This window comes from Ensifer sp. Root31 (assembly GCF_001424825.1).
In the GTDB taxonomy this organism is placed as follows: domain Bacteria; phylum Pseudomonadota; class Alphaproteobacteria; order Rhizobiales; family Rhizobiaceae; genus Ensifer; species Ensifer canadensis.
The window spans coordinates 29,511-55,567 of record NZ_LMCO01000014.1 but is presented as its reverse complement, the minus strand read 5'-3'; the positions used below and the strand labels follow the sequence as shown (position 1 = coordinate 55,567).

At 58.1% G+C, this 26,057-nt stretch carries 23 protein-coding genes and 4 pseudogenes; 12 read left to right on the top strand and 15 right to left on the bottom strand.

Translation table 11 applies throughout. The annotated features are described in order from the left end of the window. Nucleotides 1–2: 2 nt before the first annotated feature. Genes trbL through traI form a run of 8 tightly spaced genes read right to left on the bottom strand, consistent with a single transcriptional unit; the run spans nucleotide 3 to nucleotide 6,881 of the window. Nucleotides 3–1,187 (bottom strand): P-type conjugative transfer protein TrbL, encoded by a 1,185-nt coding sequence (gene trbL, locus ASD00_RS15460; RefSeq protein ID WP_057207448.1) that lies wholly within the window; start codon nucleotides 1,185–1,187, stop codon nucleotides 3–5. A gap of 4 nt (nucleotides 1,188–1,191) precedes the next feature. Then, complete coding sequence (gene trbK / locus ASD00_RS15455; RefSeq protein WP_057207447.1) at nucleotides 1,192–1,368, bottom strand: entry exclusion protein TrbK; 177 nt, start codon at nucleotides 1,366–1,368, stop codon at nucleotides 1,192–1,194. After that, nucleotides 1,362–2,165, bottom strand: coding sequence for a P-type conjugative transfer protein TrbJ (gene trbJ / locus ASD00_RS15450; protein WP_057207446.1), 804 nt, complete (start codon nucleotides 2,163–2,165; stop codon nucleotides 1,362–1,364). Before trbJ ends, trbK begins: the two co-directional genes overlap by 7 nt. After that, complete coding sequence (locus tag ASD00_RS15445) at nucleotides 2,137–4,593, bottom strand: conjugal transfer protein TrbE (protein ID WP_057207445.1); 2,457 nt, start codon at nucleotides 4,591–4,593, stop codon at nucleotides 2,137–2,139. The genes trbJ and ASD00_RS15445 overlap by 29 nt, the downstream gene beginning before the upstream one ends. 8 nt (nucleotides 4,594–4,601) lie before the next feature. Beyond that, a complete protein-coding gene (locus ASD00_RS15440) occupies nucleotides 4,602–4,901 on the bottom strand; it encodes a conjugal transfer protein TrbD (protein ID WP_057207444.1) in 300 nt (99 codons plus the stop codon). After that, nucleotides 4,894–5,277: a TrbC/VirB2 family protein gene (locus ASD00_RS15435; RefSeq protein WP_057207443.1), complete on the bottom strand. Its 384-nt coding sequence runs from the start codon at nucleotides 5,275–5,277 to the stop codon at nucleotides 4,894–4,896. Before ASD00_RS15435 ends, ASD00_RS15440 begins: the two co-directional genes overlap by 8 nt. Then, nucleotides 5,267–6,244 carry a P-type conjugative transfer ATPase TrbB gene (gene trbB, locus ASD00_RS15430; protein ID WP_057207442.1) on the bottom strand — a complete coding sequence of 326 codons (978 nt, stop codon included), beginning with the start codon at nucleotides 6,242–6,244 and terminating at the stop codon, nucleotides 5,267–5,269. The genes ASD00_RS15435 and trbB overlap by 11 nt, the downstream gene beginning before the upstream one ends. A gap of 10 nt (nucleotides 6,245–6,254) precedes the next feature. After that, nucleotides 6,255–6,881, bottom strand: coding sequence for an acyl-homoserine-lactone synthase TraI (gene traI / locus ASD00_RS15425; RefSeq protein WP_057207441.1), 627 nt, complete (start codon nucleotides 6,879–6,881; stop codon nucleotides 6,255–6,257). A gap of 358 nt (nucleotides 6,882–7,239) precedes the next feature. Here traI and repA point away from each other — a divergent pair, with 358 nt between their 5' ends. The 3 genes from repA to repC all read left to right on the top strand — a co-directional run bounded on the left by repA (nucleotide 7,240) and on the right by repC (nucleotide 10,929). Continuing rightward, entirely contained in the window at nucleotides 7,240–8,472 is a 1,233-nt protein-coding gene (gene repA, locus ASD00_RS15420) for a plasmid partitioning protein RepA (protein ID WP_200951467.1), read from the top strand. Between the two features lie 52 nt (nucleotides 8,473–8,524). Beyond that, the gene (gene repB / locus ASD00_RS15415) at nucleotides 8,525–9,532 is read left to right on the top strand and encodes a plasmid partitioning protein RepB (protein WP_057207440.1); all 1,008 of its coding nucleotides are present in this window, start codon (nucleotides 8,525–8,527) and stop codon (nucleotides 9,530–9,532) included. 182 nt (nucleotides 9,533–9,714) lie between these two features. Then, nucleotides 9,715–10,929 carry a plasmid replication protein RepC gene (gene repC, locus ASD00_RS15410; RefSeq protein ID WP_057207439.1) on the top strand — a complete coding sequence of 405 codons (1,215 nt, stop codon included), beginning with the start codon at nucleotides 9,715–9,717 and terminating at the stop codon, nucleotides 10,927–10,929. A 53-nt stretch (nucleotides 10,930–10,982) separates the two neighbouring features. Here the strand turns inward: repC and ASD00_RS42490 are convergent. Continuing rightward, nucleotides 10,983–11,051 (bottom strand): annotated as a pseudogene (locus tag ASD00_RS42490) (hypothetical protein); the annotation flags it as partial. Nucleotides 11,052–12,176: 1,125 nt separating this feature from the next. Here ASD00_RS42490 and ligD point away from each other — a divergent pair. The 3 genes and pseudogenes from ligD to ASD00_RS15390 all read left to right on the top strand — a co-directional run bounded on the left by ligD (nucleotide 12,177) and on the right by ASD00_RS15390 (nucleotide 16,553). Beyond that, a pseudogene (gene ligD, locus ASD00_RS15405) lies at nucleotides 12,177–13,254 on the top strand (non-homologous end-joining DNA ligase). A gap of 1,731 nt (nucleotides 13,255–14,985) precedes the next feature. Further along, nucleotides 14,986–16,224 carry a phosphoglycerate dehydrogenase gene (gene serA / locus ASD00_RS15395; RefSeq protein ID WP_057207437.1) on the top strand — a complete coding sequence of 413 codons (1,239 nt, stop codon included), beginning with the start codon at nucleotides 14,986–14,988 and terminating at the stop codon, nucleotides 16,222–16,224. A 29-nt stretch (nucleotides 16,225–16,253) separates the two neighbouring features. Next, the gene (locus tag ASD00_RS15390) at nucleotides 16,254–16,553 is read left to right on the top strand and encodes a hypothetical protein (protein ID WP_057207436.1); all 300 of its coding nucleotides are present in this window, start codon (nucleotides 16,254–16,256) and stop codon (nucleotides 16,551–16,553) included. On the opposite strand, the gene ASD00_RS15385 is transcribed toward ASD00_RS15390, so the two are convergent. From ASD00_RS15385 to ASD00_RS41685, 3 genes are all read right to left on the bottom strand, one after another. Continuing rightward, nucleotides 16,540–17,457, bottom strand: coding sequence for a recombinase family protein (locus tag ASD00_RS15385; RefSeq protein ID WP_057207435.1), 918 nt, complete (start codon nucleotides 17,455–17,457; stop codon nucleotides 16,540–16,542). The genes ASD00_RS15390 and ASD00_RS15385 overlap by 14 nt on opposite strands. A gap of 612 nt (nucleotides 17,458–18,069) precedes the next feature. Then, nucleotides 18,070–18,228: a hypothetical protein gene (locus ASD00_RS41690; RefSeq protein ID WP_244496056.1), complete on the bottom strand. Its 159-nt coding sequence runs from the start codon at nucleotides 18,226–18,228 to the stop codon at nucleotides 18,070–18,072. Nucleotides 18,229–18,276: 48 nt separating this feature from the next. Further along, a complete protein-coding gene (locus ASD00_RS41685) occupies nucleotides 18,277–18,687 on the bottom strand; it encodes a transposase (RefSeq protein ID WP_244496055.1) in 411 nt (136 codons plus the stop codon). 656 nt (nucleotides 18,688–19,343) lie between these two features. Between ASD00_RS41685 and ASD00_RS15370 the strand changes: the two genes are divergently transcribed. From ASD00_RS15370 to ASD00_RS42305, 5 genes and pseudogenes are all read left to right on the top strand, one after another. Further along, nucleotides 19,344–20,492, top strand: a complete 1,149-nt coding sequence (locus tag ASD00_RS15370) for a hypothetical protein (RefSeq protein WP_057207433.1) — start codon at nucleotides 19,344–19,346, stop codon at nucleotides 20,490–20,492. Between the two features lie 325 nt (nucleotides 20,493–20,817). After that, nucleotides 20,818–21,213, top strand: a complete 396-nt coding sequence (locus ASD00_RS15360) for a hypothetical protein (protein WP_156585596.1) — start codon at nucleotides 20,818–20,820, stop codon at nucleotides 21,211–21,213. A 136-nt stretch (nucleotides 21,214–21,349) separates the two neighbouring features. Further along, nucleotides 21,350–21,442 carry a DUF1403 family protein gene (locus ASD00_RS40050; RefSeq protein WP_348272067.1) on the top strand — a complete coding sequence of 31 codons (93 nt, stop codon included), beginning with the start codon at nucleotides 21,350–21,352 and terminating at the stop codon, nucleotides 21,440–21,442. 212 nt (nucleotides 21,443–21,654) lie between these two features. After that, nucleotides 21,655–22,641 (top strand): RES family NAD+ phosphorylase, encoded by a 987-nt coding sequence (locus tag ASD00_RS15355; protein ID WP_057207430.1) that lies wholly within the window; start codon nucleotides 21,655–21,657, stop codon nucleotides 22,639–22,641. An 85-nt stretch (nucleotides 22,642–22,726) separates the two neighbouring features. Next, nucleotides 22,727–22,957 (top strand): annotated as a pseudogene (locus ASD00_RS42305) (CYTH domain-containing protein); the annotation flags it as partial. A gap of 63 nt (nucleotides 22,958–23,020) precedes the next feature. Here the strand turns inward: ASD00_RS42305 and ASD00_RS41675 are convergent. Both ASD00_RS41675 and ASD00_RS15345 read right to left on the bottom strand, forming a co-directional pair. Beyond that, a pseudogene (locus tag ASD00_RS41675) lies at nucleotides 23,021–23,140 on the bottom strand (integrase); the annotation flags it as partial. Next, nucleotides 23,139–24,152, bottom strand: coding sequence for a methyltransferase (locus ASD00_RS15345; protein ID WP_057207428.1), 1,014 nt, complete (start codon nucleotides 24,150–24,152; stop codon nucleotides 23,139–23,141). The pseudogene ASD00_RS41675 and the gene ASD00_RS15345, both read right to left, overlap by 2 nt. Before the next feature lie 314 nt (nucleotides 24,153–24,466). On the opposite strand from ASD00_RS15345, the gene ASD00_RS42300 reads away from it, so the two are divergent. Next, nucleotides 24,467–24,778, top strand: coding sequence for a helix-turn-helix domain-containing protein (locus ASD00_RS42300; protein WP_280137506.1), 312 nt, complete (start codon nucleotides 24,467–24,469; stop codon nucleotides 24,776–24,778). Here the strand turns inward: ASD00_RS42300 and ASD00_RS40040 are convergent. Further along, complete coding sequence (locus ASD00_RS40040; protein ID WP_057207427.1) at nucleotides 24,672–25,835, bottom strand: HEPN domain-containing protein; 1,164 nt, start codon at nucleotides 25,833–25,835, stop codon at nucleotides 24,672–24,674. The two genes, ASD00_RS42300 and ASD00_RS40040, sit on opposite strands and share 107 nt — an antisense overlap. Between the last annotated feature and the right edge of the window lie 222 nt (nucleotides 25,836–26,057).

Below are 26,057 nucleotides of genomic sequence, written 5' to 3'. Positions count from 1 at the left end.
GGCTAGGTTTTTTCGTTTCGCTCAGGCCGCGGCGTATTTCCGCCCCCACGGCCGCGAGCCTCGTCCAGCTTTGCGTTGGCGAGACCCATCAGCGAACCGGCATAGGCGCCGGGCGATCCGATCGCTTTCTCCTTGGCGGCAGAACCGGTTGCCTTCGCTCCCGAGCTGAGAGTTGACCAAGCCCCGCTAAGCGCTGAACCGCCGATCGAAGAACCGGCAGCACGAGCGGACTGGGCTGCTGCAGCCCCGGCGCCAACGGAACCGGATACCAGCGAAACCGCGCCGGCGGCGAACGACGCTGCTTGGCTTCCGTGACGGATGGTTTCCATGCCGCCTGTCACGGAAGCGCCTTGCACCACGCCTTGAATGATGTTGGGTACGTACATCGCGATGATGAAAACGACGAATGCGATACCGGCAATTGCAAGCGCTGTTTGAAACTGGTTGCCGGCATTAGGCTCGTTCGCGAGACTGATAAGAACTTCGGACCCGATACGCGAGATCATCACCAGCCCCATCAGCTTCATGCCAACGGAGAACGCGTAGACTAGGTATCGAATGGCGAAGTCTTTCGTAAACGACGATCCTCCGAGCCCTAGCATAATCATGCCGGCAAGTAGTCCCAGGTACATCTCGACCATCACCGACACGAAGATTGCGGCGACCAAGGAAAATGCGATAACCGACACGACCATGGCGAGGGCCGCTGAGATTGCCAGTGCGTTATCCTCGAAGAGCCCGAACTGCACTTTTTCGGACATCTTCGTTGCAACGGTTAAGCCGGCGTTGAAAACATCTGCGGGCGAAGCCGTACCACCACCGGCTCCAATCTCGAAAAGACTATCGACAACTGCCTTCGCGAAGACAGGTCCCTGCTCAAGCACGAAAGCAAAGAAACCGATGAACATAATACGGCGGACAAGCTCGGCGAACCAACTGTCCAGTGAGGCCGCCTGCAAGGCAAGCCAGACCGCGGCAATGCCGATTTCGATGGTTGCCAAAATCCAGAAGAGAGATCTTGCCGCGTTCATCACCGTAGCTTCCCAGCCCCTGGCTGCCGTTGTGATTTGGTTTTGCAGGGATGTGAGAATTGAACCTTCCTGAGCCAATGCAGGATGCGCCGCGAGTACTGCAACCGCTGCGAAAAGCGCGATCGTTCGGACGTTGGGAGGGAGCGTTGACGACATGGGATCACCACTCAAACTTCATCTTTTGACCGCCCGACGTTGGGTACTTCTGCGAAGTGCCGAAGAACTTTGCGCGCGTGTCCTGAGCGGCATGTTTTTCTGAGATGAAAAGCCAAACACTCACGATGGTGAGCGAAAGAATGGCGGTGAGCGAGGTCACGATGATCTTTGTTTTCACCATTCCACCTTCATTTTCTCGCCACCGGTTGTGGACGGGGCAGTCGTCCCGAAAAACTCTTCCCTACGCGCTTGGGCCAAATCGTTGTCTGTTTGCTCGGATTGCAGCCACGTGCCCATCATCGTCATCTGCTGCGAGACGAGGCCGCGCAGCTTCTGCATCTGGCTCACCTGCTGCGCTGCGATCTGATGGCCCACCTGAAGCGCCTTCATCTGTCCGTCGGCAGATTGCGACATCGATCGGAGCTCATCCATGGTGCCCTCCTCGGTGTCGAACTGATCGGCGGTGAGTTTTGCTGCTCTCAAGGTTCCCGCGATCGTGTCGCGGTTCGTGTCTGACCAGGACTGATAACTCGACGAGAAGCTCTCGCCGTTTGGCAGATCCGCCTTCAGGTCTAAGTAGCTTTTGAAGCGTTGCTGCAGGACGTCGTCGGCATTGCCCATGGAAAAGGCGATGCTTTGCCCCTTTTCGACGATCCCGCGCAACTGGTTTAGGTCTCGCTCGACCTCGCCCCAAATGTGGCTCGGCAATCGCGCGGTGTTCTGAAGCATATTGTCGTAGATCTTCAGCTGGTTCTGAATCTGCTCGGCCAACTGGCCGATTTGGGTCAACTGGTTATCGACCTGCAAGCCGCTGGTTTTGAGGAGATCGACGAGTTGAGCGTTGTTGGCGAGTTGCGTCCACTCGGTGGCAACGCCTGTTGCTGATCCGGAGTGAGCGGGTAGCGGCAATCCGCCCACAATTGTGACGGCAGCTAAGGCTGAAATCACCTTACTCGATGTTAAGCAGCGACGCGGCATCGGGGACTCCTCTCGTTGTCAACCAGTGGCTTGGCCAGTTCTGACCGTGAGCGGACTTGAGTGCGCGAATGCGCTTGAGGTCCGCCTTGCCCGACGCCCCGACGAAACTCAGTGCAACCGGACCCAGCGCCATATCGAAAAGCCGCCGGCCGTCTGGCGTGACGACGTAATATTCTCGCTTGGGGACGGCCATCGAGATGATCTCGGTCTGCCGCTCATTAAAGCCGATCCGCTCGTAGAACTCGCGCGTCCCTGGCTCGCGGGCCGCGCCGTTCGGAAGGCAAATCTTGGTCGGGCACGATTCCTTCAGCACATCGATGATGCCAGAGCGCTCGGCATCCGAGATTGACTGGGTTGCGAGCACGACCGCGCAGTTAGCCTTGCGCAGGACCTTTAGCCATTCGCGGATCTTGTTGCGGAATACCGGGTGGCCCAGCATCAGCCAGGCCTCGTCCAGCACAATCAGGCTTGGGGAGCCGTCTAGCCGCTTCTCGATCAGGCGGAACAGATAGGTCAGGACAGGTACGAGATTGCGTTCGCCCAGGTTCATGAGGTGTTCGATTTCAAAAGTCTGGAAAGCGCCGAGGGTGAGCCCGTCCTGCTCAGCGTCGAGCAGCTGACCCATTGGTCCATCGACAGTGTAGTGGTGGAGCGCGTCCTTGATCTCGCGCATCTGCACGCCGCTGACGAAATCCGATAATGACCGGCCGGTGGCCTTGGCCATCAAACCGATCTGGCGCGAAATGGCGTTTCGATGATCAGGCGTGATCGTCATGCCCTGTAGCGCAACGAGCATTTCGATCCATTCGCTTGCCCAAGCCCGATCGCCATCATTCGAAAGGTCGAATAGCGGGCAGAAGGCAAGCGCGCTCCCCTCTCCTTCATGATCGCCGCCAATCTCGTAGTGTTTCCCGCCGGCGGCAAGCGTTAGCGGCAGAAGTGAATTGCCTTTGTCGAAGGCGAAGATCTGGGCGAACTCGTAACGTCGGAACTGAGCGGCGATCAGCGCCAACAGCGTCGACTTCCCCGAGCCGGTCGGGCCGAAGATAAGTGTATGTCCAACGTCATCGACATGCAGGTTGAACCGGAATGGCGTCGAGCCGGTCGCGACCTGCATCAGGGGCGGAGAATTGGGAGGGAAGAAGGGACAAGGGGCGATCGGGCTACCCGACCAGACCGAGTTGAGCGGAACCAGATCAGCAAGGTTGCTGGTGTTGATCAAGGGTTCGCGGATGTTGCAGTACCAGTTTCCCGGAAGGCTGCCGAGAAAGGCATCAGTCGCGTTGAGTGTTTCGATCCGTGCGCCGAAGCCTTCAGCCTGCACCAACCGGCGGATCGTCTCGGCCTTTTCCTGCAATATGTCACGGTCCTTGTCGAAAAGCAGGACGACCGGCGTGTAGTATCCATAGGCGACGAGCTGCGACGAAGCCTGAGCGATCGCGTCTTCGGCTTCGGCAACCATGCTCATCGCGTCCTGATCGAGGGACCGGCTTTGGGTCTGAAACAACTGGTCGAAAAAGGGGCGAACCTTCTGTTGCCACTTCTTGCGCGTGCGCTCCAGCTTTTCACGCGCCTCTTCCGCATCAAGGAAAATGAAACGTGATGACCAACGGTAGGTGAGCGGCATCAAATCCAGGCTGTTCAGGATCCCTGGCCAGCTCTCAGCAGGAAAGCCGTCGATAGCCACGACACCGAGGAACCGGTTCTCTACCTTCGGCGTCAGCCCATGTTGAAGCTCCGCCGTTGCGATCCAATCCAAATACATCGGGACGTCGGGGAGACGGATCGGATGGTTTTCTCCGGTTATGCAGAACCGGACGAATTGAAGGAGCTCGTCGTATCGCGCGCTGCGCTCCCCTCCCCTCTCAGCAACCTCGCGCGTCTCCATGCGCTGGATCGAAAGTATGTTTGCGAAATACTGCTCGATCTCGCGTATGCTATTCCTGAATGTGAAGAGGACCGTATCTGCGTAGGTTTTCCTCCGGCTGTCCTCATCCGAGTAGATGTATTTGCCGAGCGCAGTTTTCTTCGACTCAGGTGGCCGCTGCGTGAGGATCAGGGCATGCTTGCTCTCAAAGTGCCCCTGCTCGCGCGCGAAATGCGCCCGGCGTTCGGCATCGATCGCGCGCGTCACGGGATCTGGAAAGTGGCACCGATCTTCCGAACAGTATTCGATTGTTGGAACCCGAATGGCCTCGACCTGGATCATCCATCCGCTGCCAAGCCGTGACAGGATTGCGTTGATATGGCGCGAAAGTTCGTTTCTCTCGAGGTCAGTGGCACTTTCGGAATCGGGCCCACCGAAGTACCAACCCGCCATCAGGCTCCCATCTTTCAGGAGCAGGACACCGTTGTCGACCAGGCCAGCATACGGAACGAGATCAGCGAAAGACGGGCCGGTGGCCCGGAAGCGTTTAAGAGCGACCATGGTTTTCCTCAGTACCGCCGCCAAGGCGAAGTGGTCGCCCTGTAGTAGGGCTTGTAGGAGATATGCCGCAGATAGACCTTCCGCATCAGCGGGTCGGATTTCGCCATCATTCGAAGCAGGCCGACGATCACGATCCAGACGGCGATGCCGAAGAGTGCTGAATACGCGGTTAGAACGACGAAGATGAGGATTACGGCGGCAAGTCCCGTAATCAACACGAGTTCGCGGTCTGCGCCCATCAGCAGGTTCGGCCGCGAAAGGGCGCGATGGATGCGGTTGCGCTGCAGTCTGGGCACAGGCTCAACCATCGGTGCCCTCTCCTGCTCGGCCGGATGGAGTCTTTGTGATTTGCTCGTCCGCCAGCCCGATCGATGCGCCGGTTGCGCCGAAGAGGCCCACGATCTGTGTCGCGCCTAGAAGAATGCCGGCGACCAGGACGACGTACATGAGCCGTCGGGCGAAATCGTTGAGTTCGCCGCCGAAGATCAGCATCCCGCCCGCGATGGCGACGGCGGCAAGCGCGATGTATCCGGCCACCGGGCCGGTGATCGATTCTTGAATTTGCTCAAGCGGTCCTTCCCACGGGAGGCTGCCGCCCGAACCGGCCAGCGCCGGCGCGGTCGATGCAAAAAGGCTGAGCGCTGCAATGAGCGTGATGGCGATCAGTGTTTGCTTAGGCGACACGGCGGGCCTCCTGTTCTTCGGTGAGCTGATCGGATTCGATCTGATATTGGCCGCCGGCAAACTGCTCGACGTGGATGACGTCGCGAACACGGCGTCCACGCGAGGTCCGCTCGATCGAAACAACGAGGTCGACCGCCTCACCGATTACTTCCTGCATTGGCTGCTGGCTGGCTTCTGCGGTCAGTTGTTCAAGACGACGCAAAGCGGAGGTGGCGGTGTTCGCGTGGACTGTGGCGACGCCACCCGGATGACCGGTGTTCCATGACTTGAGCAGCGTCAGGGCCGCCCCGTCTCGCACCTCGCCGACGATGACCCGGTCGGGACGCAAACGCATGGTGCTCCTGAGAAGCCGCGCCATATCGATGGTATCGCTCGTGCGCAGGACCACGGCGTTCTCGGCCGTGCATTGGATTTCGGCCGTGTCCTCGAGAATAACGAGACGATCCTCTGGCGCGGATCTGACAATCTCGTCGATGACAGCGTTCGCAAGCGTCGTCTTGCCCGAACCGGTTCCCCCGGAGATGATAATATTGAGCCGCGCGGAGACTGCGCTGCGGATCGTCGCCGCCTGATCACCCGTCATGATACCGGTCCGAACATACTCATCGAGCGGGATGAGATGTGATGCCCGGCGCCGTATGGTGAAAGCAGGTTTGACGACCACGGGGGGCAACAGACCCTCGAAACGGTGGCCACCAATCGGGAGCTCACCCGAAATGATCGGCTGTTGTGGATCGACTTCGGACTGAAGCGCATGCGCTACCGTACCGATTACCATTTCCGCAGCTGCTGGTGACATTTCGCCAGCGGGCGTAACGCCATGGCCGAGGCGCTCGATGAAGAGTTTTCCGTCCGGATTGAGCATGATCTCGACGACATTCGCGTCGTCGAGGGCGACGCAGAGCTGTTCGCCGAGGGCTTCCTGAAGTTTGCGGACAAGTCGGGGGTGAGATCGAAGCTGGTTCACTGACCTCTCCCTACGCCGCTTGGTCAAAAGGGTGGGCGATATTGGACCGGTAGTTGGCGGGGAGGAGCCTCAGCAATATGTCTCGGTTCGCAGCCAGGGTGCCTGCGACAGCCATGGTTACGCCGATCTTCTTGGGCTCGCCAAGGCGCTGAAGTGACCATCCGACTCGGGCGAGGAGCCGTTCGAACCTCAAATCCGTCACTGTGACAATTTCGGTGAAGCGGTTTGCGAGACACCATTCGATGATGCCGGTGAACATCGTGAGCGTTGTTTGGTGTACCGAGCCCCCTCCCCGTCCATCCTCAATGGAGGTATCGACGCAAAAGCGGGAACTCTCGATCATCCCTGTGTGAGCGCGAAGCCCCTCACTTGGAAGAAGCGAGGGGAAAACGCCCGTCAGCATGGTCGGGCCCAGAGCTGGTAGAAGGCGCGCACAGCCTACGACTTGCCCGGCGTCGCAGACCGCTAGGATGTACGTTGGCTGAAGTGCGTCGAAGCAATCCGATTCGTGGTCGCCCGTAACGTCCACTTCCCATCCGAGCCGATCAGAAAAGACACGAGCCCGCAGTTGATGGTGAGTCCGTAGAAGTCTGGTCTCCTCGACGTTGCGGGGCTTCGAAATTGCGAGAATCTGCATGAAACTCTCCGTCCTTGGTTGTTCGACGTGAGAGCAGCACAGATTAGCGTCAGGGTGCAGTTGTAGAATTCTACAAGCTTATTCGCGACTGAGTCGCACCCCAGGTTCCTGGCGGTCTACGGAAACTTGCTTCTCGAAGGCCGCTCGTAGGGCTCGCCTTGCAGGATTCACAGTAAAACGCATAGTGAACATGGTAAGCTATGGCTGGTGCTAAGTGATTGAAAGGAAGGGATAATACCTGATTTTCGATCAAACGCGGGGTCGCCGGATTAACCTTTGGTTAACCATTAAGCCCTTGCCAAGAAATGGCATTTGCGTATCGTCACGGAAAAAGAGCCGTTCCGGCGATAAATCCGTGATGAGAGATATGAGCGTGAGTGTGGCAACAAAACCAAACCGTCAGACTTTGCCAAGCGTCGATGAAACCATCGGTGAGCAGGCAGACCGTCTGAGCTCACAGCTGCAATCGATGAGCGAAGCGCTTTTTCCGCCAACTTCGCAGAAAGTTCTGCGAAGATTCACATCGGGAGAGGCCGCTAGACTAATCGGTGTATCTGATTCGACTCTACGGAAGATGACACTGGCTGGGGAAGGTCCGCAGCCGGAGACAACAAGCAACGGTCGACGCCTTTACACGCTTGCTGACATCAATCAGATCCGGCGCGTGCTGGCGCAATCCACACGTGGTCGCGAGAGCATCGAGTTCGTGCCACATCGTCGTCCTGGAGAACACCTTCAGGTACTGGCTATAACGAATTTCAAGGGCGGGTCGGGCAAGACGACCACATCGGCGCACTTGGCCCAGCACCTTGCCTTGCAGGGTTACCGTGTCCTCGCTGTAGACCTGGACCCTCAGGCGAGTTTGTCCGCCCTTCTCGGGGTGCTTCCTGAGTTGGACGTGGCCGCCAACCAGACCCTCTACGCTGCAATTCGGTACGATGACGAGCGTCGAAACCTCTCGGACGTAATCCGGTCGACCTATTTTGACGGTTTGGATCTCGTTCCAGGCAATCTCGAACTAATGGAATTTGAGCACACAACGCCCAAAGCGCTGAGCGCGGGCACTCCCGGCGAAACCTTGTTTTTCGCGCGTGTGGCCGCTGCGCTCGATGAGGTCGCCGACAACTACGATGTTGTCGTCATCGATTGCCCGCCGCAACTGGGTTTTCTCACGTTGAGTGGACTATGTGCGGCAACTTCCATGATCGTCACTGTGCATCCGCAGATGCTCGACATCTCCTCGATGAGCCAGTTTCTTCTTATGACGCGGGACCTACTTGGCGTCGTGCGTGACGCTGGTGGCGACCTGAAATATGACTTCATACGCTATCTGCTTACACGGTTCGAACCGCAGGATGCGCCGCAGACGAAGGTTGCAGCCCTTCTCCGCAACTTGTTTGACGACCATGTCCTTACAAATCCGATGGTGAAGTCCGCCGCCGTTTCGGATGCCGGACTGACCAAGCAGACGCTGTATGAGATCGGTCGGGAAAACTTGACGAGGTCTACCTACGATCGCGCCATGGAGGCGCTCGACGCGGTGAATTCCGAGGTCGAGACGCTGATCAAACAGGCATGGGGTCGAGCGTAGTGGACACCGTGAATTTGCAATTTTATCTAAAGATTATAACAGGCGAGGCATCATGAGCAGACGAGATTCGATCGATTCTCTCTTTCTGAAGAAGCCAATAACTACGGCTTCATCTGCGTCAAAATCAGCGGACCGCGTGCGCACGGGTGCAATCTCGGCAATGGGCTCTTCGTTGCACGAGATGGCGGAGAACGCGAAGCAGGCGACCAGACTCCAGCAGCAACTGGCCGAAGGCGAAGCTGTCATTTCGATTGACACCGCTTCGATTGATACATCGAAGATCGTAGATCGCATTCCGGCCGACGTTGACCCAGCCTTTGATGCTCTGGTCGAAAGTGTAGCCCAGCACGGGCAGCAGGTTCCGATCCTGGTGCGACCGAGCCCACAGACGACGGGTCGGTTCGAGATTGCTTATGGACGTCGGCGGCTGAAGGCGGCCGAAAAACTGGGACTGTCCGTTCGTGCGATCGTGAGAAACCTCACTGATAGCCAGCTCGTCATCGCGCAGGGGCGCGAAAACCTCGACCGCAAGGACTTATCCTTCATCGAGAAGGCATTCTTTGCAAAACACCTTGAAGATTCCGGGTGCGACCGACCAACGATCATCGCCGCCCTTGCATCCGACAAGGCGGACGTAAGTCGCTATGTGGCAATCGCGCGGCAACTGCCAGAAGATTTGGTTCGGCTGATCGGCCCCGCGCCGAAAGCTGGACGGGCACGTTGGTTGGCGCTCGTTGACCACCTTGCCTCCCCCTCCAAGCTGGCGACCGCTCGCGGGCTGCTTCTCGGCTATGCTGATAACAAGTTCGAAAGCGACCCGCGGTTGGACGCTCTGCTTCGTGCACTTGGCGAGCCGGAAAAGAAGGCCACGGCCACCAAGTCAGAAACCTGGAAGACGCCGCTTGGCAAACGCGGTGCGCGCATCGAGGCGCGGAGTGACAAAACGACCATCGTCTTCGAAGAGAAAGTTGTTCCGGCATTCGCCCAGTTTGTTTCAGGCAAGCTGGACGAACTCTATCGGGAGTTTCACGAACGTAAAGTTGAGGGAGAAAGCGAATGACGGAAAGTCTGTGATCATTAGGTAGATACACATGGCAAAGAAAAAGGCCGCCGAAACGGTTCCGGAAGCCCTTCTCAATTAGTTCGCACCTAAGAGAATCGCATTTCCCGGAATCCACGTCAAGAGTCTTTGGCATCGTTTTGGTGAGCGCTTTTCTATTGCCTTCAAGAAGGTGAAAGAAAATGCAGAGTGGACATGTGACGACGCCCTTTGGGCGGCGGCCGATGACGCTTGCGCTCGTAAAGAACCAGTTCGCCGCAGCGGACATCGAGCAAGGCAAGTCAGCCAATAAGTGGAAGATTTACCAAGATGCATGCGCGGCGCGTACATTGTTGGGCGTGCGAGATCGCGCGCTCGCAGTTTTGAGCGCATTGCTATCCTTTTATCCGGACTCGGAATTAAGTGAAGTCTCCAATTTGATCGTGTTTCCCTCCAACGCCCAACTCACGGCGCGTGCGAACGGCATCGCGGGCACGACACTCCGTGAGAACCTGGCGCTGCTGGTACAAGCCGGGCTGATCAATCGGAACGATAGCCCCAATGGTAAGAGATACGCCCGAAAAGATCGGGATGGCGCGATCGATGCGGCTTACGGCTTCAGCCTTGCGCCCTTGCTTGCTCGCGCGGAAGAGATTGCGCGACTGGCCCAACAGGTGAATGACGAAAACCGCCGTTTGAAGCTGATCAAGGAGAAGATAACCATTGCGCGGAGGGATGTCCGCAAGCTGATATCAGCAGCGATCGAAGAGGGCGCGGCTGGCGATTGGGATGGTATGGAGGTCCTGTACGTTGCGGCCGTTGCCAAACTGAGGACGGCTAAAACGACGGAGGACTTTGCGGACTGCCTCGACGGGCTGACACTTTTGCAGGAAGGTGTTGTCAACTTATTGGAAGCACAGCTTATTCCGCAAAAATCCGATACCAATGGCGCCGAAATCCGTCAGCACATACAGAATTCAAATACCGACTCTAATATTGAATTTGAACCTAGCTCTGGACACGAGCTGGGCGCGAAGCCGCGGCAGGAACCTCCCCGGCGGGGCGAGCCGATAAAGGCGTTTCCTCTCTCTATGGTATTACGCGCTTGCCCGCAGATTGCGGACTATGGAAACGGAGCGCGAATAGAGAGCTGGCGCGAATTGATGAGCGCCGCGGTCGTGGTTCGTTCGATGCTGGGCGTTTCACCTTCGGCCTATGAGCAGGCTTGCGAGGTCATGGGGCCGGAGAATGCGGCGGTTGCGACTGCCTGCATCCTGGAACGCGCCGGGCACATCAACTCACCCGGGGGGTACCTTCGGGATCTGACTGATCGAGCGGAGCGAGGGGAGTTTAGTCTCGGGCCGATGTTGATGGCACTCATGCGTGCTGGCGGTAGCAGTGAGTTACGATCGGCGTAGTGACGGGCAGCCGCGGCGCAGTCGCGGAAAATACATTCAGCTTTCGTCTCGAAGCCGAGACTGAGGCCTTCGGACGCTAAGACAACGGATTTCTTTCCCCATCGATCGTTCATCGCATCGAGAGCGGCCGATAGCCCCCTACCCTCCCCTGCCGGGGTCCGAAGAGATCGACTAGAGCCAGCACAAAGGTGGAATTAGAAGGAGGTAGGACGTTTTCGACAAGCTATCGCGAGCGGAACCATTGTGCGGATTTTCGGAAGAAGACGGTCACATGGCTGACAGGCCGTGACGCCGGAGTTTTTCTGCAGCTCTGGTCGCATGCGACGTGATCGGCTGCTGCGAAGCAGTCAAGGGTAGTTCTGTGACAGTACGCTCAAGAACCACGCGCCCGACCGTTCTTACCAAAGGAAGCGGCATATCACGAACCTGCAGTGTTGATGCTATGGCGGCCAACGACCCAGACTTCGGAGGCGTCGATCTTATCCATACCGATATCCCGTAACGTCGGATCGAACAGCGAACAACGCCCCCAAAAATGGCGTTCTTCTTGGCGAGGAAGTTTGGCGAACTTTGCCAGAGCCTTCGTAGTCCCAATTCCAAGGCTTCGCGCCAAGGCGGCTGCCGGCGTTTCCTTAGCATATGTCGTTGTCGTAGACCGACAGAACGATCCGGACCGGTGCAAACTTTGCTTGTCGATCGCACCCAGTCGGCGTTCATAACACCCTGAACACAAACCAGTTACCGGCAGCTTTCCACCAAAAACTGGAGTGTCCGTGTCCAACGAACCAGGCGCCGATGTCCACGGAAACCGTCGGCCTGAACGTTTTTACCTCCGAAGACGATCGAGACATAGATTTGCGAAAGCGCTGCGGGCAAAAGGCATGTGCGGCTGTCTGAGTTCGAAGAGGATCAATCGTCATGACGTCGGCGACGTTCCTATTATGTTCTCGCCTTCGGACGAGGCAACGGTCGCAAACCTGCAAGGCTGCCGACCCAGGGCATAGCACGCCAAAGGCGTCGCCCCATGCCACGCAGGCCCTGGGCAGACCTCCGTTCACCACCTTCCGAGACGAACGTGCCGGTGCGCTTGTTGGAAAGGTGCGAGCTAAGCTCGAGCCGCCAGCCCTCCCCTCAAGCGCACCGTTTGAATCTGACAGAAGGCGAGATGCCAATCCGTGCGGAAGCGTCGGGGAAGACGAAGGGCTTGAGCGCGGAAGAAAATTTAAGTTTTGCTGATACACTGATGCATGACTAGGCGCCCTCCCTCACCTCGATCGACGCCATTGCTGCGCAACGAAGCAATTTCGATGCAGAGCAGCCGCATCCGCAAGCGAGATCCTGCGCAGCCCAAACTCTCGTCCGATCCTATACCCGTTCGCATCGAACCAGCGCTTGCTCTGTTGACCGAGAGACCACCTTTAACCGGCGATTGGGGATGGGAGATAAAGTGGGATGGATACCGTTTACATGTTCATGTCGAAGGCGATCGCGTGAAGATTCTTACCAGGAATGGCTTCGATTGGACCAGCAGGTTCCCAGCGATTGCTGAGGCTGCCCGTCTCCTGAGACCGGCGTCTATGATCCTGGATGGCGAAGCTGTCGTCCTCGACGAGCAAGGCAGGTCAGATTTCAGTCTGCTCCAGAAACCGCTCGGGGCGTCCGGACGAAAGATTGGAAATCGGGCCTCGCCTGCCCTCTTCTACGCTTTCGATCTTCTGTACCTCGACGGCCACCACATGTGCCAGGTCGAGTATCGAGCTCGGCGACATCTGCTGGAGGAAGCATTGCGCGGTCATGGCGGCGCGATCCTGCTTTCCGAAGAAATCCATGGAGACCCGGTCGAATTGCTGGGTCATGCCTGCAGCTTAAGCCTGGAAGGCATCGTTGGAAAGCGTCAAGACAGCCCCTATCGATCCGGACGCGCCGGCGATTGGATCAAGCTCAAATGTGTGCAGAGCGAAGCTTTCTTGGTGGTAGGCTATGAACCGTCCACGGTATCTCGGGCTCGATTTTGGCTCCTTGCTGCTTGCAGCCTATCGGGACGACGACCTGGTTTATGTTTGCAGCGTGGGATCTGGCATTAGCGAGCAGGATGCGATCGCACTGCGCGAGAAGATGGACCATCTACCCTGGAAGCGGAAGCAGCCGCCAGTGCCTTACTCAGGAAAACGCAACGTCGTCTGGCTTCAGCCGGTGCTCATAGCCGAGGTTGAGTTCCGGGCGTGGACGACGGACAAAAAGCTTCGGCATCCCTCCTACAAGGGTTTGCGCGAGTTCCAGGACAATGCTGATGTCTACCGTCTGGATAGCGAACTTTTACGGTGACACGCATTGATAAGCAAAACCCCGTTGGTCCTTCTCGTCACGGACTAGTGTTGGCCTCAACGTGACCCTTGCGGTGGCAACCCTGAAGGTACGAGGTCTGGAACTCCTGAAATCCAGCGCCCGTGCTCGATGGTCAAGCAAACTGTCCACCGGCGTGTTGGGAGCTCCCAACGACGTCTGTGACTATATGCTGCGTCGTACTTTAGGAATTGAGGTAATCGGCCGAGCTGTATGACAACGGCAGTCTGTTGGGAGCTCCCAACAGACGCTACTCCTATTCTCCTTACTGACGATCAAGAAACGCATTGCTACTTAGCTGATGTCGGATAGGCAGCTAATCCTCCATACACACCTCAGAAGGGAACCTGAGATCGCATGGTCGGTCTAGGCGCCATAAAGTGCAGGAGGCGTTCAACCTTTTGGGAGCCATCGGACGGGTGGTGGGTCAGGGCAGAGACATTCAACTTCGGTCCTTTCGGAAGAGACAGATCCGTCCTTTGGCCGGCGCATTTGTCCGGGCGCCTACCGGATACCGAGGGGGTCTCGAATCAACGTTCATCCCGTCGCCGTGGCTCAATATGAAGCCATATGTCAGAACAGGGCCATGAGGCGGCCCGCGGGGGAACCAAGGCGTTGAGAATGCCGCCGTCGTCATGACGTGAATCCGCAAAGGACAGGGAATATCAACACAGTCGGTGGCTAGGTTCGTGCCGTTGATGCGCGCCAATGCGCCTGCCGGAAACAAAGCTGAGAATTACGCCTCATAAGTTGGAACCACAAAAACGATCGCGCCGTCGGAACCACGATCAGGCCCCAAGGTTGGCAGTCGTCCGGGAAGAAATTTGTCCGGGGCTAAGAAGCATCTATTTATTCTCGTGTAGAGGAAAGCCATGTCCGCCGTTGTGGCAGCTCGGCAAATGAAGCGGCGGTCTGGATCCTACTAGACATAACCGCAAACAGAAAAGGCCGCGCGGATCCCGCGCCTCACCCCGCCGCGGAAAAAAGGCGATCCTGCCGGATGACCTGATCGCCATGCTCGAGACGCTAGAACGCGGCACGCTGCGGGCGGTTGGCCCCGTTGGATGCGTTTCCAGGCGATCGCCGAGAGGCGGCGCACGATCGTGGAGACGGAATTGGCCTTCACGCTGGGCGCGCGCGGTTCCGGAGGCGCAAGCGGCGATGCAGAGGTCGACGACGTGCGGATCCGGGGGGAGGGGCTGGCGCCGGCACCCGGCGGAGAAATGCTTCCTGACCGAGGTATAGGCCTTGCGGGTGTTGGCGGGACACGCTCGTTTGGCAAGGTCTTTGAGAGGGGCCGGGAAGAGGGAAGGAGCCCTCTGCCGCCGCCGTCAGCACCGGATCATCACCAGAAAGCGCCATGCTGTCAGGCGGAGCAGAGGTCTTTTTGGGTGATTTTTGCAGTTTGCGCGATGATCTGGGCCATTCCAAGCTGAGATCGATCGCGATAGGTCAGTTGTCGGGTCGCTTTTTTCGTCGTTACTGTGGTCAAATCAATGGCAAATTGGCTTGAACTTCAATCTTCCGGTCGGTTGGGAGGGACGGCGAAGCATATGCTATCCCTTCTTGCCGACCTTTGGGTAGGAAGCATTGAAAACCGCGTGTCTTGAGATTTGTTCGTGGTATCAGTGTGTTGATATTAACTTGTCCGGCCGCGTAAATCTTCATAGGCGCCGAAGCCACATCGGCCTTCCGGAAATCGGAGCAATATTTATGACCCGCCAACTTTCTCTCCCACGCGACCGAATTTCCGTGCTTCTGCTGGAAGGCATTAGCCAGACCGCCGTGGACCACTTTTCTTCGTCTGGTTACAGCAACCTCATTCATTTGCCGAAGGCGCTCGACGACAAGGATCTTAAGAGCCACATCGCCGACGCTCATATCATCGGCATTCGTTCCCGCACGCAATTAACGGAAGAGATTCTCGAATCCGCCAAGAAATTGATCGCCGTCGGCTGTTTTTCCGTTGGTACGAACCAGGTCGATCTGGATGCAGCGCGGCGGCGCGGCATTCCGGTGTTCAACGCACCTTATTCAAATACGCGTTCAGTGGCCGAGCTTGTGATCGGCGAGATTATTATGCTGACACGGCAGATCTTTCCGCGTTCGGCTTCCGCGCATCAAGGTGGGTGGGAGAAGTCCGCTGTCGGCAGCCGGGAGGTCCGCGGCAAAACGCTCGGCATTGTCGGCTACGGCAATATCGGATCGCAGCTCAGCGCGCTTGCCGAAAGTATGGGCATGCTCGTGCGCTACTTCGATCTTTCCGATCGGCTGCGCCGTGGCAATTCGGAGTCGATGGCTTCGCTCGGCGACCTTCTCGAAATCTCTGACTATGTGACAATGCACGTTCCGGAAACACCCTCGACGCATAATATGATCACCGAAACCGAACTGCGGCGCATGAAGAAAGGCGCCATCTTCATCAACAACTCTCGCGGCACGGTAGTCGATCTCGATGCGCTTGCGAAAGTCCTGAAAGACGGGCATCTAGCGGGTGCCGCCGTGGACGTGTTCCCCAAGGAGCCGGCATCGAACAAAGAGCGTTTTGAGACGCCGTTGCAAGGCTTGAGCAATGTCATTCTGACGCCGCATATCGGCGGCTCCACTGAGGAAGCCCAAGAGCGCATCGGCGGGGAGGTTTCGAGGAAGCTCGTCGAATATTCCGACATCGGCTCAACGATGGGCGCCGTCAACTTTCCGCAGGTGCAGCTGCCCGAGCGTCCGAACGGCACGCGCTTCATTCACGTGCATGAAAACCGTCCCGGCGTGCTCATCCAGCTCAACGAGATCTTCTCGTCGCGCGGGCTGAACATCGTTGCTGAGTTCCTTCAGACGCATGGTGACACGGGCTATGTGGTGGTCGAGGCCGAAGGAATGTCCGCAAATGCCGACGAGGTGCTTCAGGCCCTACGCGAAATTCCTGGAACGATACGAACGCGATTAGTCTACTGACAGCTGATCGGGGCTCAGCGCATCAGCGAATGAACACCTTTGGTTTGGTTGCCATCGCTGAGATCGCGGGCCTGCTGGAGCCGCGTGCGGCCGGACCTGCTCCGCCGTTCCTGCATGAGGGGGCCAGGAACTTTCGGGGAGGGGAGAGCGCGCAGGGACCGGAAGAACCCGCCGCCGTGTTCCAGGCTGACGGCACTGAGCTGAAGCTGCGAACTGATAGCGACTACCGTGGCCTGGCGCTGCAGATCCTGTCTTTGCCATCGGACAGCGCTAAGAAAAAGCACCGTGCTATCGGTCGCCTGATGAACCGTGCCCTCAGCGGCGGATGAGACCAAATCGGTGGGCTTCGTCCAGCAGGTCCCGGACGGAGGAGGGCTGCCATTTCTTGCCGCTTCGCACAGGCCGTTCCCCCATCTGGTCCAGCTGAGCGGCAATGTCGCGAAGCGATAGGTCGGGATCGGCAATGGCGATCGCCGCCACCAGCTTCATCAGATGGTCCTCTGGGGCGCGGCGGGGGGACCGGGCCAGGAGTTCTTTTTCCGCGAGCTTTTCGCGGACCAAGCGATGAACGGCGCGACGCAGGCGCTCGACGGTCCAGTCGTGACCGCGGCGATTGAGCACCTGCACGACATTGTCCCAACTGTGCTGGGGCCGGAGTTGCCGCACCATCGGCAACCACGTCTGCGCGGACGCAACGAGTTCATCGAGATAGAGTTTCTCGCGTGCCTGGGAGACTGCTTTGATAGCCTCCGGCCGCCGTTCTCGCAGGCCGGGGTTTCCAGGAAGCTTGCCGCGCGCCTTCGCTGCTTTGATGCCGGCCTTCGTTCGCTCGGCTATCAGCGCCCGCTCGAGCTGGGCGACCGCGCCAAGAACCTGGAGAGAAAACATGCCCTGTGGCGTCGAGGTATCGATCGGGTCGCGGATCGCCCGGAAATGCACGCCGCGCTGCTCGAGCTCTTCGATCACCGACAAGAGATGACTCACCGATCTGGCCAGCCGATCGAGGCGGACGACGACGAGGACGTCGCCTGCGGTGAGTTCGCCGACCAGCCGCGTCAAGACCGGTCGAGCGCGCGATGCGCCGGAGCCGTGCTCCTGATAGATTCGATCGCAGCCGGCGGCCCGCAGCTCATCGATTTGGGCATCGTGAACCTGGTCGTCCGTCGACACGCGCGCGTACCCGATCAGTCGCTTGAGAGGCTGTTGGAGGCTAACTGTTTGTCGCTTTACCATCGCGCTTTTGACGGGCCCGTTTCGAGGTGCTTTGTACAGATAAGGAATGCGCGAGAAATTGATCCTTTGCAAGTGTGTTTTGTGGTGTGAATGGAAGCCCGCCAGACTCGAAATGTCCGTGCGGATAAGCGACGGACCGCACGCGGTGATGAAACCGCGTCAGCGGGCGGTTATGGCGGAACTGCAGCGAATTCGGCGGGTTTGAGAGGGATCGGGTCGCGCCCTATCTGGGAGATGAGTCCGCTGAACAAGGCTGACAGGCGGCTAAAAAGCCGGGAAAACCAGGCATTTCCGCTCATCAGGACGACGGACATAAGCCATTAGCGGCTCCAAATCGCGCCATATCGATACTGGATACCTATCGATAGTGAAAGGACATGAAAAACGCCGTCCGTCAGACGGAAAGATATATGAAGTTTGCTTCCGTTTGTAAAATTTACGATGTTAATACAGATGGTTAATTATCTTCTAAGATGGCGTTGCTGGACTCGAGGGGTAACCGGGGCAGATTGGGGGGCGCGCCGTTTTAATGGGCGAAGCGCGCCGCGCCGTGGATCATAGCATGCGCTGAGGAGGTGCAAGATACCCGTTCGTAGGTGAGGGGAGGGGCGCCTAGGGTTTGGTCGCAACAAGCGTGGCCAACGGCGGGATGGGTTGGCCATCAAAGCCGAGGCGATCACCGAGATACTGCCAGAACGACAGCCCCATCTTCCGACAGGTCTTCATCAGCCCGAGCATGGTGTCGCGTGCGACGCGACCATCGCGGCTCATCGTGCCGCCGGAGAGCTTCCGCTTGGTGACGAAGCTGCGCAGATCGTTCTACGACGCATTGGTGTGCAGAGGCGTGTCTGGCCGTTCCAGCACCTTGAGCAGTTCGTCCTTTCGGCGACAAAGACGAGCCAGAAGCTTGTCGAGGTCATGATAGCCGGTGCGCAGCGAGAAGATCCGCGCGAAGCGTTTGTGGAATGCGGCGGCAAGCCCGGGCGGGGGCTTTCGCTTGACGCTCTTCAGCGTCCGGTAGAACTTCCACACGAGATCGCGCACGGTCTCGACCTTTCGGACCTGCCGCGGCGTTGCCGGCATCAGTTTTTGCAGCAGCCGCTCCGCATGGACCCAACACAGGGCATGGTTGCCGACCCGGAACTGGCCGGCATCGTCGGAGACAATCACGGTGTCGCCGAGAAGACCGTGATGGCGAATGGATCCCCAGATGCCGGCTTCCGCGAGCACACGGACCGCCTGCCTGTCGAAGATGTCGATACCCTTGGCGAGATTACTGCGGAAGCGGTCGCGCCGCCGCTGATGTTTGGCGTCAACTCAGCCGATGCCCCAGCTGTTTTTGAACGTAGCGCTCGTGGGTATCGGCCGTGGAGGCAAGGCCGGCGCGCAGCAAACTGGTCCGGTTGCGGTTTCCACTCAGTCGGGCTTGAAGCCGATCACCAACGAGTCCGGCCCCAGCAACGGCTCGACGCGCGTGGACACGAAACCGGCGTCGCGCATCCAGGCCTGGCAGTCGGCGCCGGTGCGGTCGGCGAGGCCCTACTAGAGTGTTTCATGCTCGAGCGATTTCGGATGAGCAATGGTCGAAGGCGCGACGCATGACGCAAGCGGTTTGCGGGCGGGACGGAGGAAATCATTAGCACGACATTACGCGAGCAATTCCGTCTGTCACCTCACAGCTTGTGAATGTACTAGCGAGCATGCCGGGGAACCGGTCCGGTTGTAAGGAAAACAAGATCAAGCTTTTCACTTTGAGCAACTGCGGGACCGTAGCCGGATCTCGGAAACAACTAAGATTTTTGAGGAACGCATTGAACGGATATCGAAAATACCGCTACAACGATAAAATAAAATAGGGTTGAACTAACAACCTATGGGCGGAACGAATGCGACGGAAATTGCGAGACCCGATCAAATTCGACCTGATCGAACTGTATACGGCCGTCGCCCGAGAGCGGGGCTATACGTTGAATTCGCCAGGCGATATGGATGACTTCCTGAGGGCGCTGGGGACGTCCCTGCGCGCTACTCAGACAAATCCCACGCTTCTTCACGGCAAGCGGGTTGAAGCTATGTTCGGGATCGTCGCAGGCGCTCTTGGTCGGTGCAAACTGATCAAGCAGGAAGATGGGGGATCGATTTTCGCGGTCTCGGAAAGCCTGATTGTCCCGGACTATCGCATAGCCCTTGCCGATGGCTCGGCAATGCTTATCGAGGTCAAGAATTTCCGGATGAAATCGTTGAAGCACGAGTTTTTGCTTCCGGAGAAGACCATGGACGGCTTGGCGGAATACGCCGCACTGAACGGCCTTCCGATCAAAATCGCTGTCTACTTCTCGTCGATGAACACGTGGACCCTCCTTTCGAGGGAAGCATTCAGGCAAAAGGGGACAAAACTGGTCATCGACTTCTCGACGGCGATGGCCAGGAACGAAATGGCCTCGCTCGGGGAGCGAACCATCGCGACGCTGCCGGAGCTTGCCATTGAACTGCGAACTAGCCCGCAGGAGGCTGAAGTACCTAACGAAGATGGTGACGTATCATTTATCACGCGGGAGATCGGGATCTATTGTGGCGGCCGGGAAATCGTCGACAAGACGGCGAAGGATATCGCCTTTTATCTGATCCGATACGGCCGCTGGCCCGAGAAGGAGAAGACGGCGCATTTCGAAGGCAACAAAGTCATCGGTCTTCGCACCGTGTTCTCACCGGAGGAGCCTGACGAAGACCAGGGCTTTGATGTCGTCGGTTCGCTGAGCCAGATGATCTGCACAGCCTACCAGGAACTCACGGTCAAAGACGGCGCCGTGGCCTCGCTCGACGTGAAACAAGATCCTGCGTTTTTCAGATTGGCTATCCCGGAAGACTTCAAGGACGATAACCTGCCGCTTTGGCAATTCATCATTGTTCCCAACGAGAATTTCGATCGCAAAGTTGTCGACGAGTTAGCTGCGCGCGGCCCAAGACGAGACGGCGCCCGACCTTTATTCCCTGACAACGGGCAATATCGTGCGATGCTTGGGAGCGTGGAATGAGGCAAATCAATCGCAGTCAAGCTACGACTTCCCATCGTCGCCTCGAGCGATCGGTGGCAAGTCTGGAAAGGACCATCAAGACTTTGGAGCCTAAACTCGAGGGCTCCAGAGGCTGGAGCCTCGAACGTATAGGGATCGCTGTTGCCATCGCGGTCGGCATTGGATCGACGATTGCAACGGCCTTGGCTGCGAGCTATGCCGGTATGCAGGCTGACCTTTCGCGGCAGGCGCTGAGCTCGATCGAGCGAGATGGCGCTTCGCAGATCATGTCGAGGCCATGAGTGCCTATTGTGAGGCCCTGGACTTTAGCAAGGGGAGGTCGGAAATGACCTGGTCCTCCGAGCGCGCGCCCAAAAAGTACAGGGTCGTCGCAAGCTTCAAGGACATTGGTACGCAGTTCCAGGAGCCGTCTGCTTTGGCCATTGTCCACGAAAAGCTCCACAACTTGGAGGCTTCGGCGGTTCCCTTGGGAATTTGGTTCGATGCCGACAGCGTCAGCTTCGTCGAGCACACGGTCTATGCGCTGAAACGGGATTTTGTCGGGGCTTTCGGTCCAGGGGTCAGGCTACCGGTTGGCGCTCGGACATATGTGGCACTGGCTGCGAAATGCATTGGGGTCCGAGAGGTCCTGATGGCTTGGTATCATGATCCATCTTCTTGGCCGATCGGTAACGCGTCACACGGTGTTGAGATCGGGATGACGGCAAGACAAATGTTTTGAGCGGCTCATGGCCTATAGTCCGGACGCTTTGGTAAGGTTTACACCGAAGCGGTGGCGGCGGCGTTGATGTCCGCAGTAGGCCCCCCGTTTGCGCGCGCAACAGGCCCCCAAATGTGCCGCGGTGGCGGTGCGGCTGATGGGGCGCAATGAGGAAGAAGCGGCCTTGCGCGACGCCGTTCTGCTGACCGCGGCGGGCGACGAGCGTGGACCGGCCGGAAAGTGTTTCTAGCCTACAAAGGTTTTCCGCGCGAAAACCCGGCTTCTCCTGGAAAAGTGTTGCCTAACTGGCTGACCTGTTTGAGCTGGTCGCCGGCAGCAAAGTATCTGGATTAAGATCAAGACATCCGCTAGCAGATTGCAGCGCGTGCGGGCTCCAGTGACCGGACGTTCGTGTCAACCAGCGAAGCAGACGGCCCGCGGGCGTTTGAATGTAGGCAATTCATGCGTAGCAGATACTTTGAGGCCAATACCGAGGAAGAGCGCATCTCTATCTTCCAGGAATATTTCGACCGGGACATAGAGACATTCTTTACATCAAGCATCAGCTGCTGCACCGAATGCCATGACGATTTCAGAGCGCAGTGGCCTGGAACCGTATCGCACGATTTGGAACTTCAATATGGACACCAGACCGTCGACGACTTTATCGAGCAGAGCCGGATCCAAGACGCTTTCCATGCGGAGGAAATCGAGCACTACTCGAAATTTCTCGAATGCCCGAACTGTGGTGCGACGCTGGATCGGGACTTCTGGATCTATGAGCATCCTTTTCGCGTTCCGCGTGAGTTTTTCGATCAGCTGGGCGAGATCGCCCAGCTCGCTTCGCGAACCCCGTTCCTGCTGCTCACGCACGAATTCGCAGCTGAAGTTTTCGAAATCATCCTGGGCCAAGCGGCTAAGGTTGCGCCTGCGTTGATAGAAGGCACGCTGTTTCGTTCCCGACGAGCGGACGGGGTGCCAAACCCGATGCTTCAGGATTTCGGGGCACCTCCGTCTGACAAGGTTCCCGAGGGTCGATACAACCATGCTGCCCATCCGATGATGTATCTGGCGAAGGCGAAGGAGACGGCACTCGCTGAGGTCGGATCTCAAGGCGCACGCTTCCACGTCGCGGAAGTCGAGTTGTTGTCGCCATTCAGGGTTCTCAACCTGAGCTCCTTGGGTGAAGCGGAGACACGGGCGGAGATCGTGTTCCAGTGTCTGGCACGCTCTGCACTTTGCGCCGCGCCACGACTTGGGGAGGGATGGACGAAGCGTGAATATGTTTTCACGCGCTTTGTCGCCGACTGTGCTCGCCACGCCGGCTTCGATGCCATTGAATTCGGTTCAACGAAGCATCCCTCGGGCACGAATATCGTCCTGCTTGAGCCGCCGGCGACGTTGGATGGCTTTGCTAAGCTTCTGACGATCGAAACACTAGACCTTTAAGGGGGTCTGTAGGTGCTTGATTTGCGGTTGCTGCGGCGCAAGAGGCGCCGTCCGGTAACGATACTTCGCTGGGGCTGACGGAAAGCTCGCGCCCTTGTTCGAGGTTCATGTCAAACGGCATCGTTGGAATGTGATGGATGGTGACGCCACAATCGAAGTCGCTTTGGATCTCGGCAAGGTCGTTGCAGCGGATCGCGAGGCGCGGCTTTGCGAGATCGAGTTTGAAAAGGAGGCGGGCTCACCGACAGCCCTGTTTGTGCTCGCCCGAAAGGTCGATCAGCTTACTCCGGCCCATCTCGGGGTGCTGAGCAAAGCGGAACGGGGCTATCGTCTGCTTGGCGCAACACCCGGTGTTGTGAAAGCGGTCCCGACCTCACTCGGCCTTTTCGCAGCGGCTTTTCAAAATCAGATTGACCGATTGCGGTGTCAGCGCCAGGCAATCGACATTGCCCCATTGGTCGATCTTGCGGAACGCCGGCCCGGGTCTCGGTTTCCGCTCAGTCGGGCTTGAAGCCGATCACCATCGAGTCCGGCCCCAGCAACGGCTCAACGCGCGTGGACACGAAACCGGCCTCGCGCATCCAGGCCTGGCAGTCGGCGCCGGTGTAGTCGAAACCTCCGCGGGTCTCGATCAGCATGTTCAGGCTCATCAGCAGGCCGAAGGCGTTGCTGCGGCGCTCGTCGTCGATGACGGCGTCGTAGACGATCAGGGCCCCGCCTTTCGGCAGCGCGGCGAACGCTTTTTCCAGCAGCATCCTTTTCTCGGCAAGATCCCAGTCGTGCAGGATATGCCCCATCACGATCACATCTACATTCGGCATCGGACCGTCGAAGAAGTTGCCGGTTTGGAAGCGGATGCGGTCGGCGAGGCCCTGCCGGGCGACGAACTCGTCGAATATCGGCTGCACGGCGGGCAGGTCGAAGCCGACGGCCTGGAGATGCGGATGGGCTCGCGCGATCACCACCGGCACCATGCCCTGCGCCGCGCCCACATCGGCGAAGGTCGTGTATTTCGACCAGTCGAACCTTGCGGCGATTGCCTGCGCCGCACCGGCGCTAATCCCGCTCATCGCCTCGAGGAACCCGCGCAGCCGTGCCGGCTCCGCATAGATCGCGGCGAAGAAGTCTTCGCTGTGCTTGGCTTCGTTCTGCGGCTCTCCGGTGCGCAGGGCTTCGGTAAGCGAGCCCCAGAAACCGTAGAGCCGGGCATTGGCCATTTCGAGGACGCCGCCGATATAGGACGGCTTCGCTTTGTCGAGGAGGAGGTCCGTATCGGGGGCATTGCGATAGCGGTCGTCCTCGCGTTCGAGCAGCTTCAGGGCCACCAGGGTGTCGAGGAAGTCGCGGGCCGAGCGGGGATGCAGTTTCAGCCTGGCCTGCAGGTCCGGCAGGTCGGCCGAGCCGGCTGCGAGTTCGGTGAAGACGCCGAGCTCGACCGCGCTGAGCAGGGCCTTGGACGCCCAGAACCCCATGCCGACCTGCATGATGTTGTTCGGTGTCGTTGTGCCCATCGCTCGTCTCCTCGTGGATCGTGTCGTCGAACGGCATTTGGGATTGGTGCGGAAGCGGTCCGACAGCGCTGCGAAGCCGAGGACGTTCCGTCTCGTCGAGGCACCCTGCAAGGGAAAATAGAACGTTTTGCGATGGGGGACAATTAATCAAGAATCACTAGCAGAGAGCCCAACCGCTAAGCGGTAATTCCGGCGCCGAACTTCGTCCTGACGACTTCACGTCGAGCAGCGGAGGAGTTTCTCAAAGCCCGGGTGCCTTAGAAATTGCGCCGGTCGGAGGTGTCAAAAAGGGAAAATGCATCCGCGCAAAGCTCTTGCCAGTTCGACGCCGAGCTGGCCGGCATCGATGCTTTGCTGTCCCGAGGCAGCGAAGACGCCCGGCCCGGCTTGCAGCACGCGCCCTGAGGACGCTCGAGGTCACGCCGCAGGCAGCGCGGCGGACTGTTTTGGAGCTCGATCTTCGCGAGATGACGGGGACGGGGAGGGGAAGGTTTCGGGCGTGGGGGGCTTTAGGCGAATCTATCCAAATTCTCCGAAGAGAAGTTTGTTCCAGTCGGGAAACCTGCCCTTTTGCAGAACAGCTCGGACGCACTGGACCGCGATCAGATCTGCTTCAGGTCTGCTGAATCTTCGTTGCGTTTCTTCGCGTAGATGGCCCCTGTGGGCGGCGTCGGATCTGGCACAGTACACGCGCGACATTTTGCTTTTGACATCGAGCCGACGTTTAATATCTGTGCCCAACAGCCATCCGGCCCTTAGACCAAGCTTGTTCGAGATCTCTTGATTTGCTGCTGGATCCCCATGCATCAGCACCACTTCTAAGGCGATGCCGTAATCGATAGCGGCGTCTGCATCGTTAGATGCGGAACGCGCACGATTGATGCGATCGACAGCAATATTTATTGGACGAAGATCGGGAAACGTTCGCAATTGGGTAATAAGAGTCCGCGCCAAGTCAAGATCGGGGCTGGGCCCCACTGCGACAGCTGCTTCACCCTCATTCAGCTCGATCTGATCGCGCCGGTATGGGTAGCCGATTGTTTGAGAAATGCGGAATTTCCCTGGCAAGCGGATGGCTACAGAACCAGACAATATAAGCGATTGGCGGATAGTTTGAGCAAGCAGCATGCGAGACAGCGCTGTCGCCGATGACGGCAGAGGGCGCTGTTCGCTCGGCATGAACGATACGACCTGCATATGGAAAGGAAGCACTAGGGCGGAACATGGTTTGGAAATGTTCATCCCTGGCGGCGGCGCGAACACTCGGGGCGCATCATCAATCTCAGTAAGCAGGCCGAGGTTCAACAGGTAAGCGCCGTCGGCGAGATTCACGCGCGAAGCAACCTCAATGCCGCGGCATATATAGACATCGGCGAAAGAGGCACAATTTTCTAGAAGAAGTTTTTCGACGCTGAGGACGAGCTTTTCCGGCTGCTTGCCAGAGAGAAGCTCGAACATCAGCCACCGCCCGAATGTGTCGCGCGCGGGAGCACCAAGGCCATCATCTCCCCAAGCCAGCCAACGGTTTCTCCATTCACTAAAAGGGTAATGGAATTCAATATTGTCATAGAGGCGTGCTGGATAAACCGAGGTGAAGCTCGGGTCATACTGGTATCGTTCGTAGCCCGACGTTCGCAGATCACGCTGGGCATCACGAAGTATATCGAGAAGGTCACCCGCCACTATCTTCGTCCAATCATATTTTCAGCGTGAGGTCGTCCCATACTTACCTATAAAGTTCCGCCTCGTTCGATCGCTCTGCGACCGACAAAGAGCGATACGCATCGTTCCATGGCAATTGCATGCCAGCGTAAAGGTCCCCGCGGCCAAATATCAAGAAGGCCATGGGCCGTCCGGTATGCACGGCGAGCATCCTCCAGTTGTTTCGATCTATGGATGAAGGCT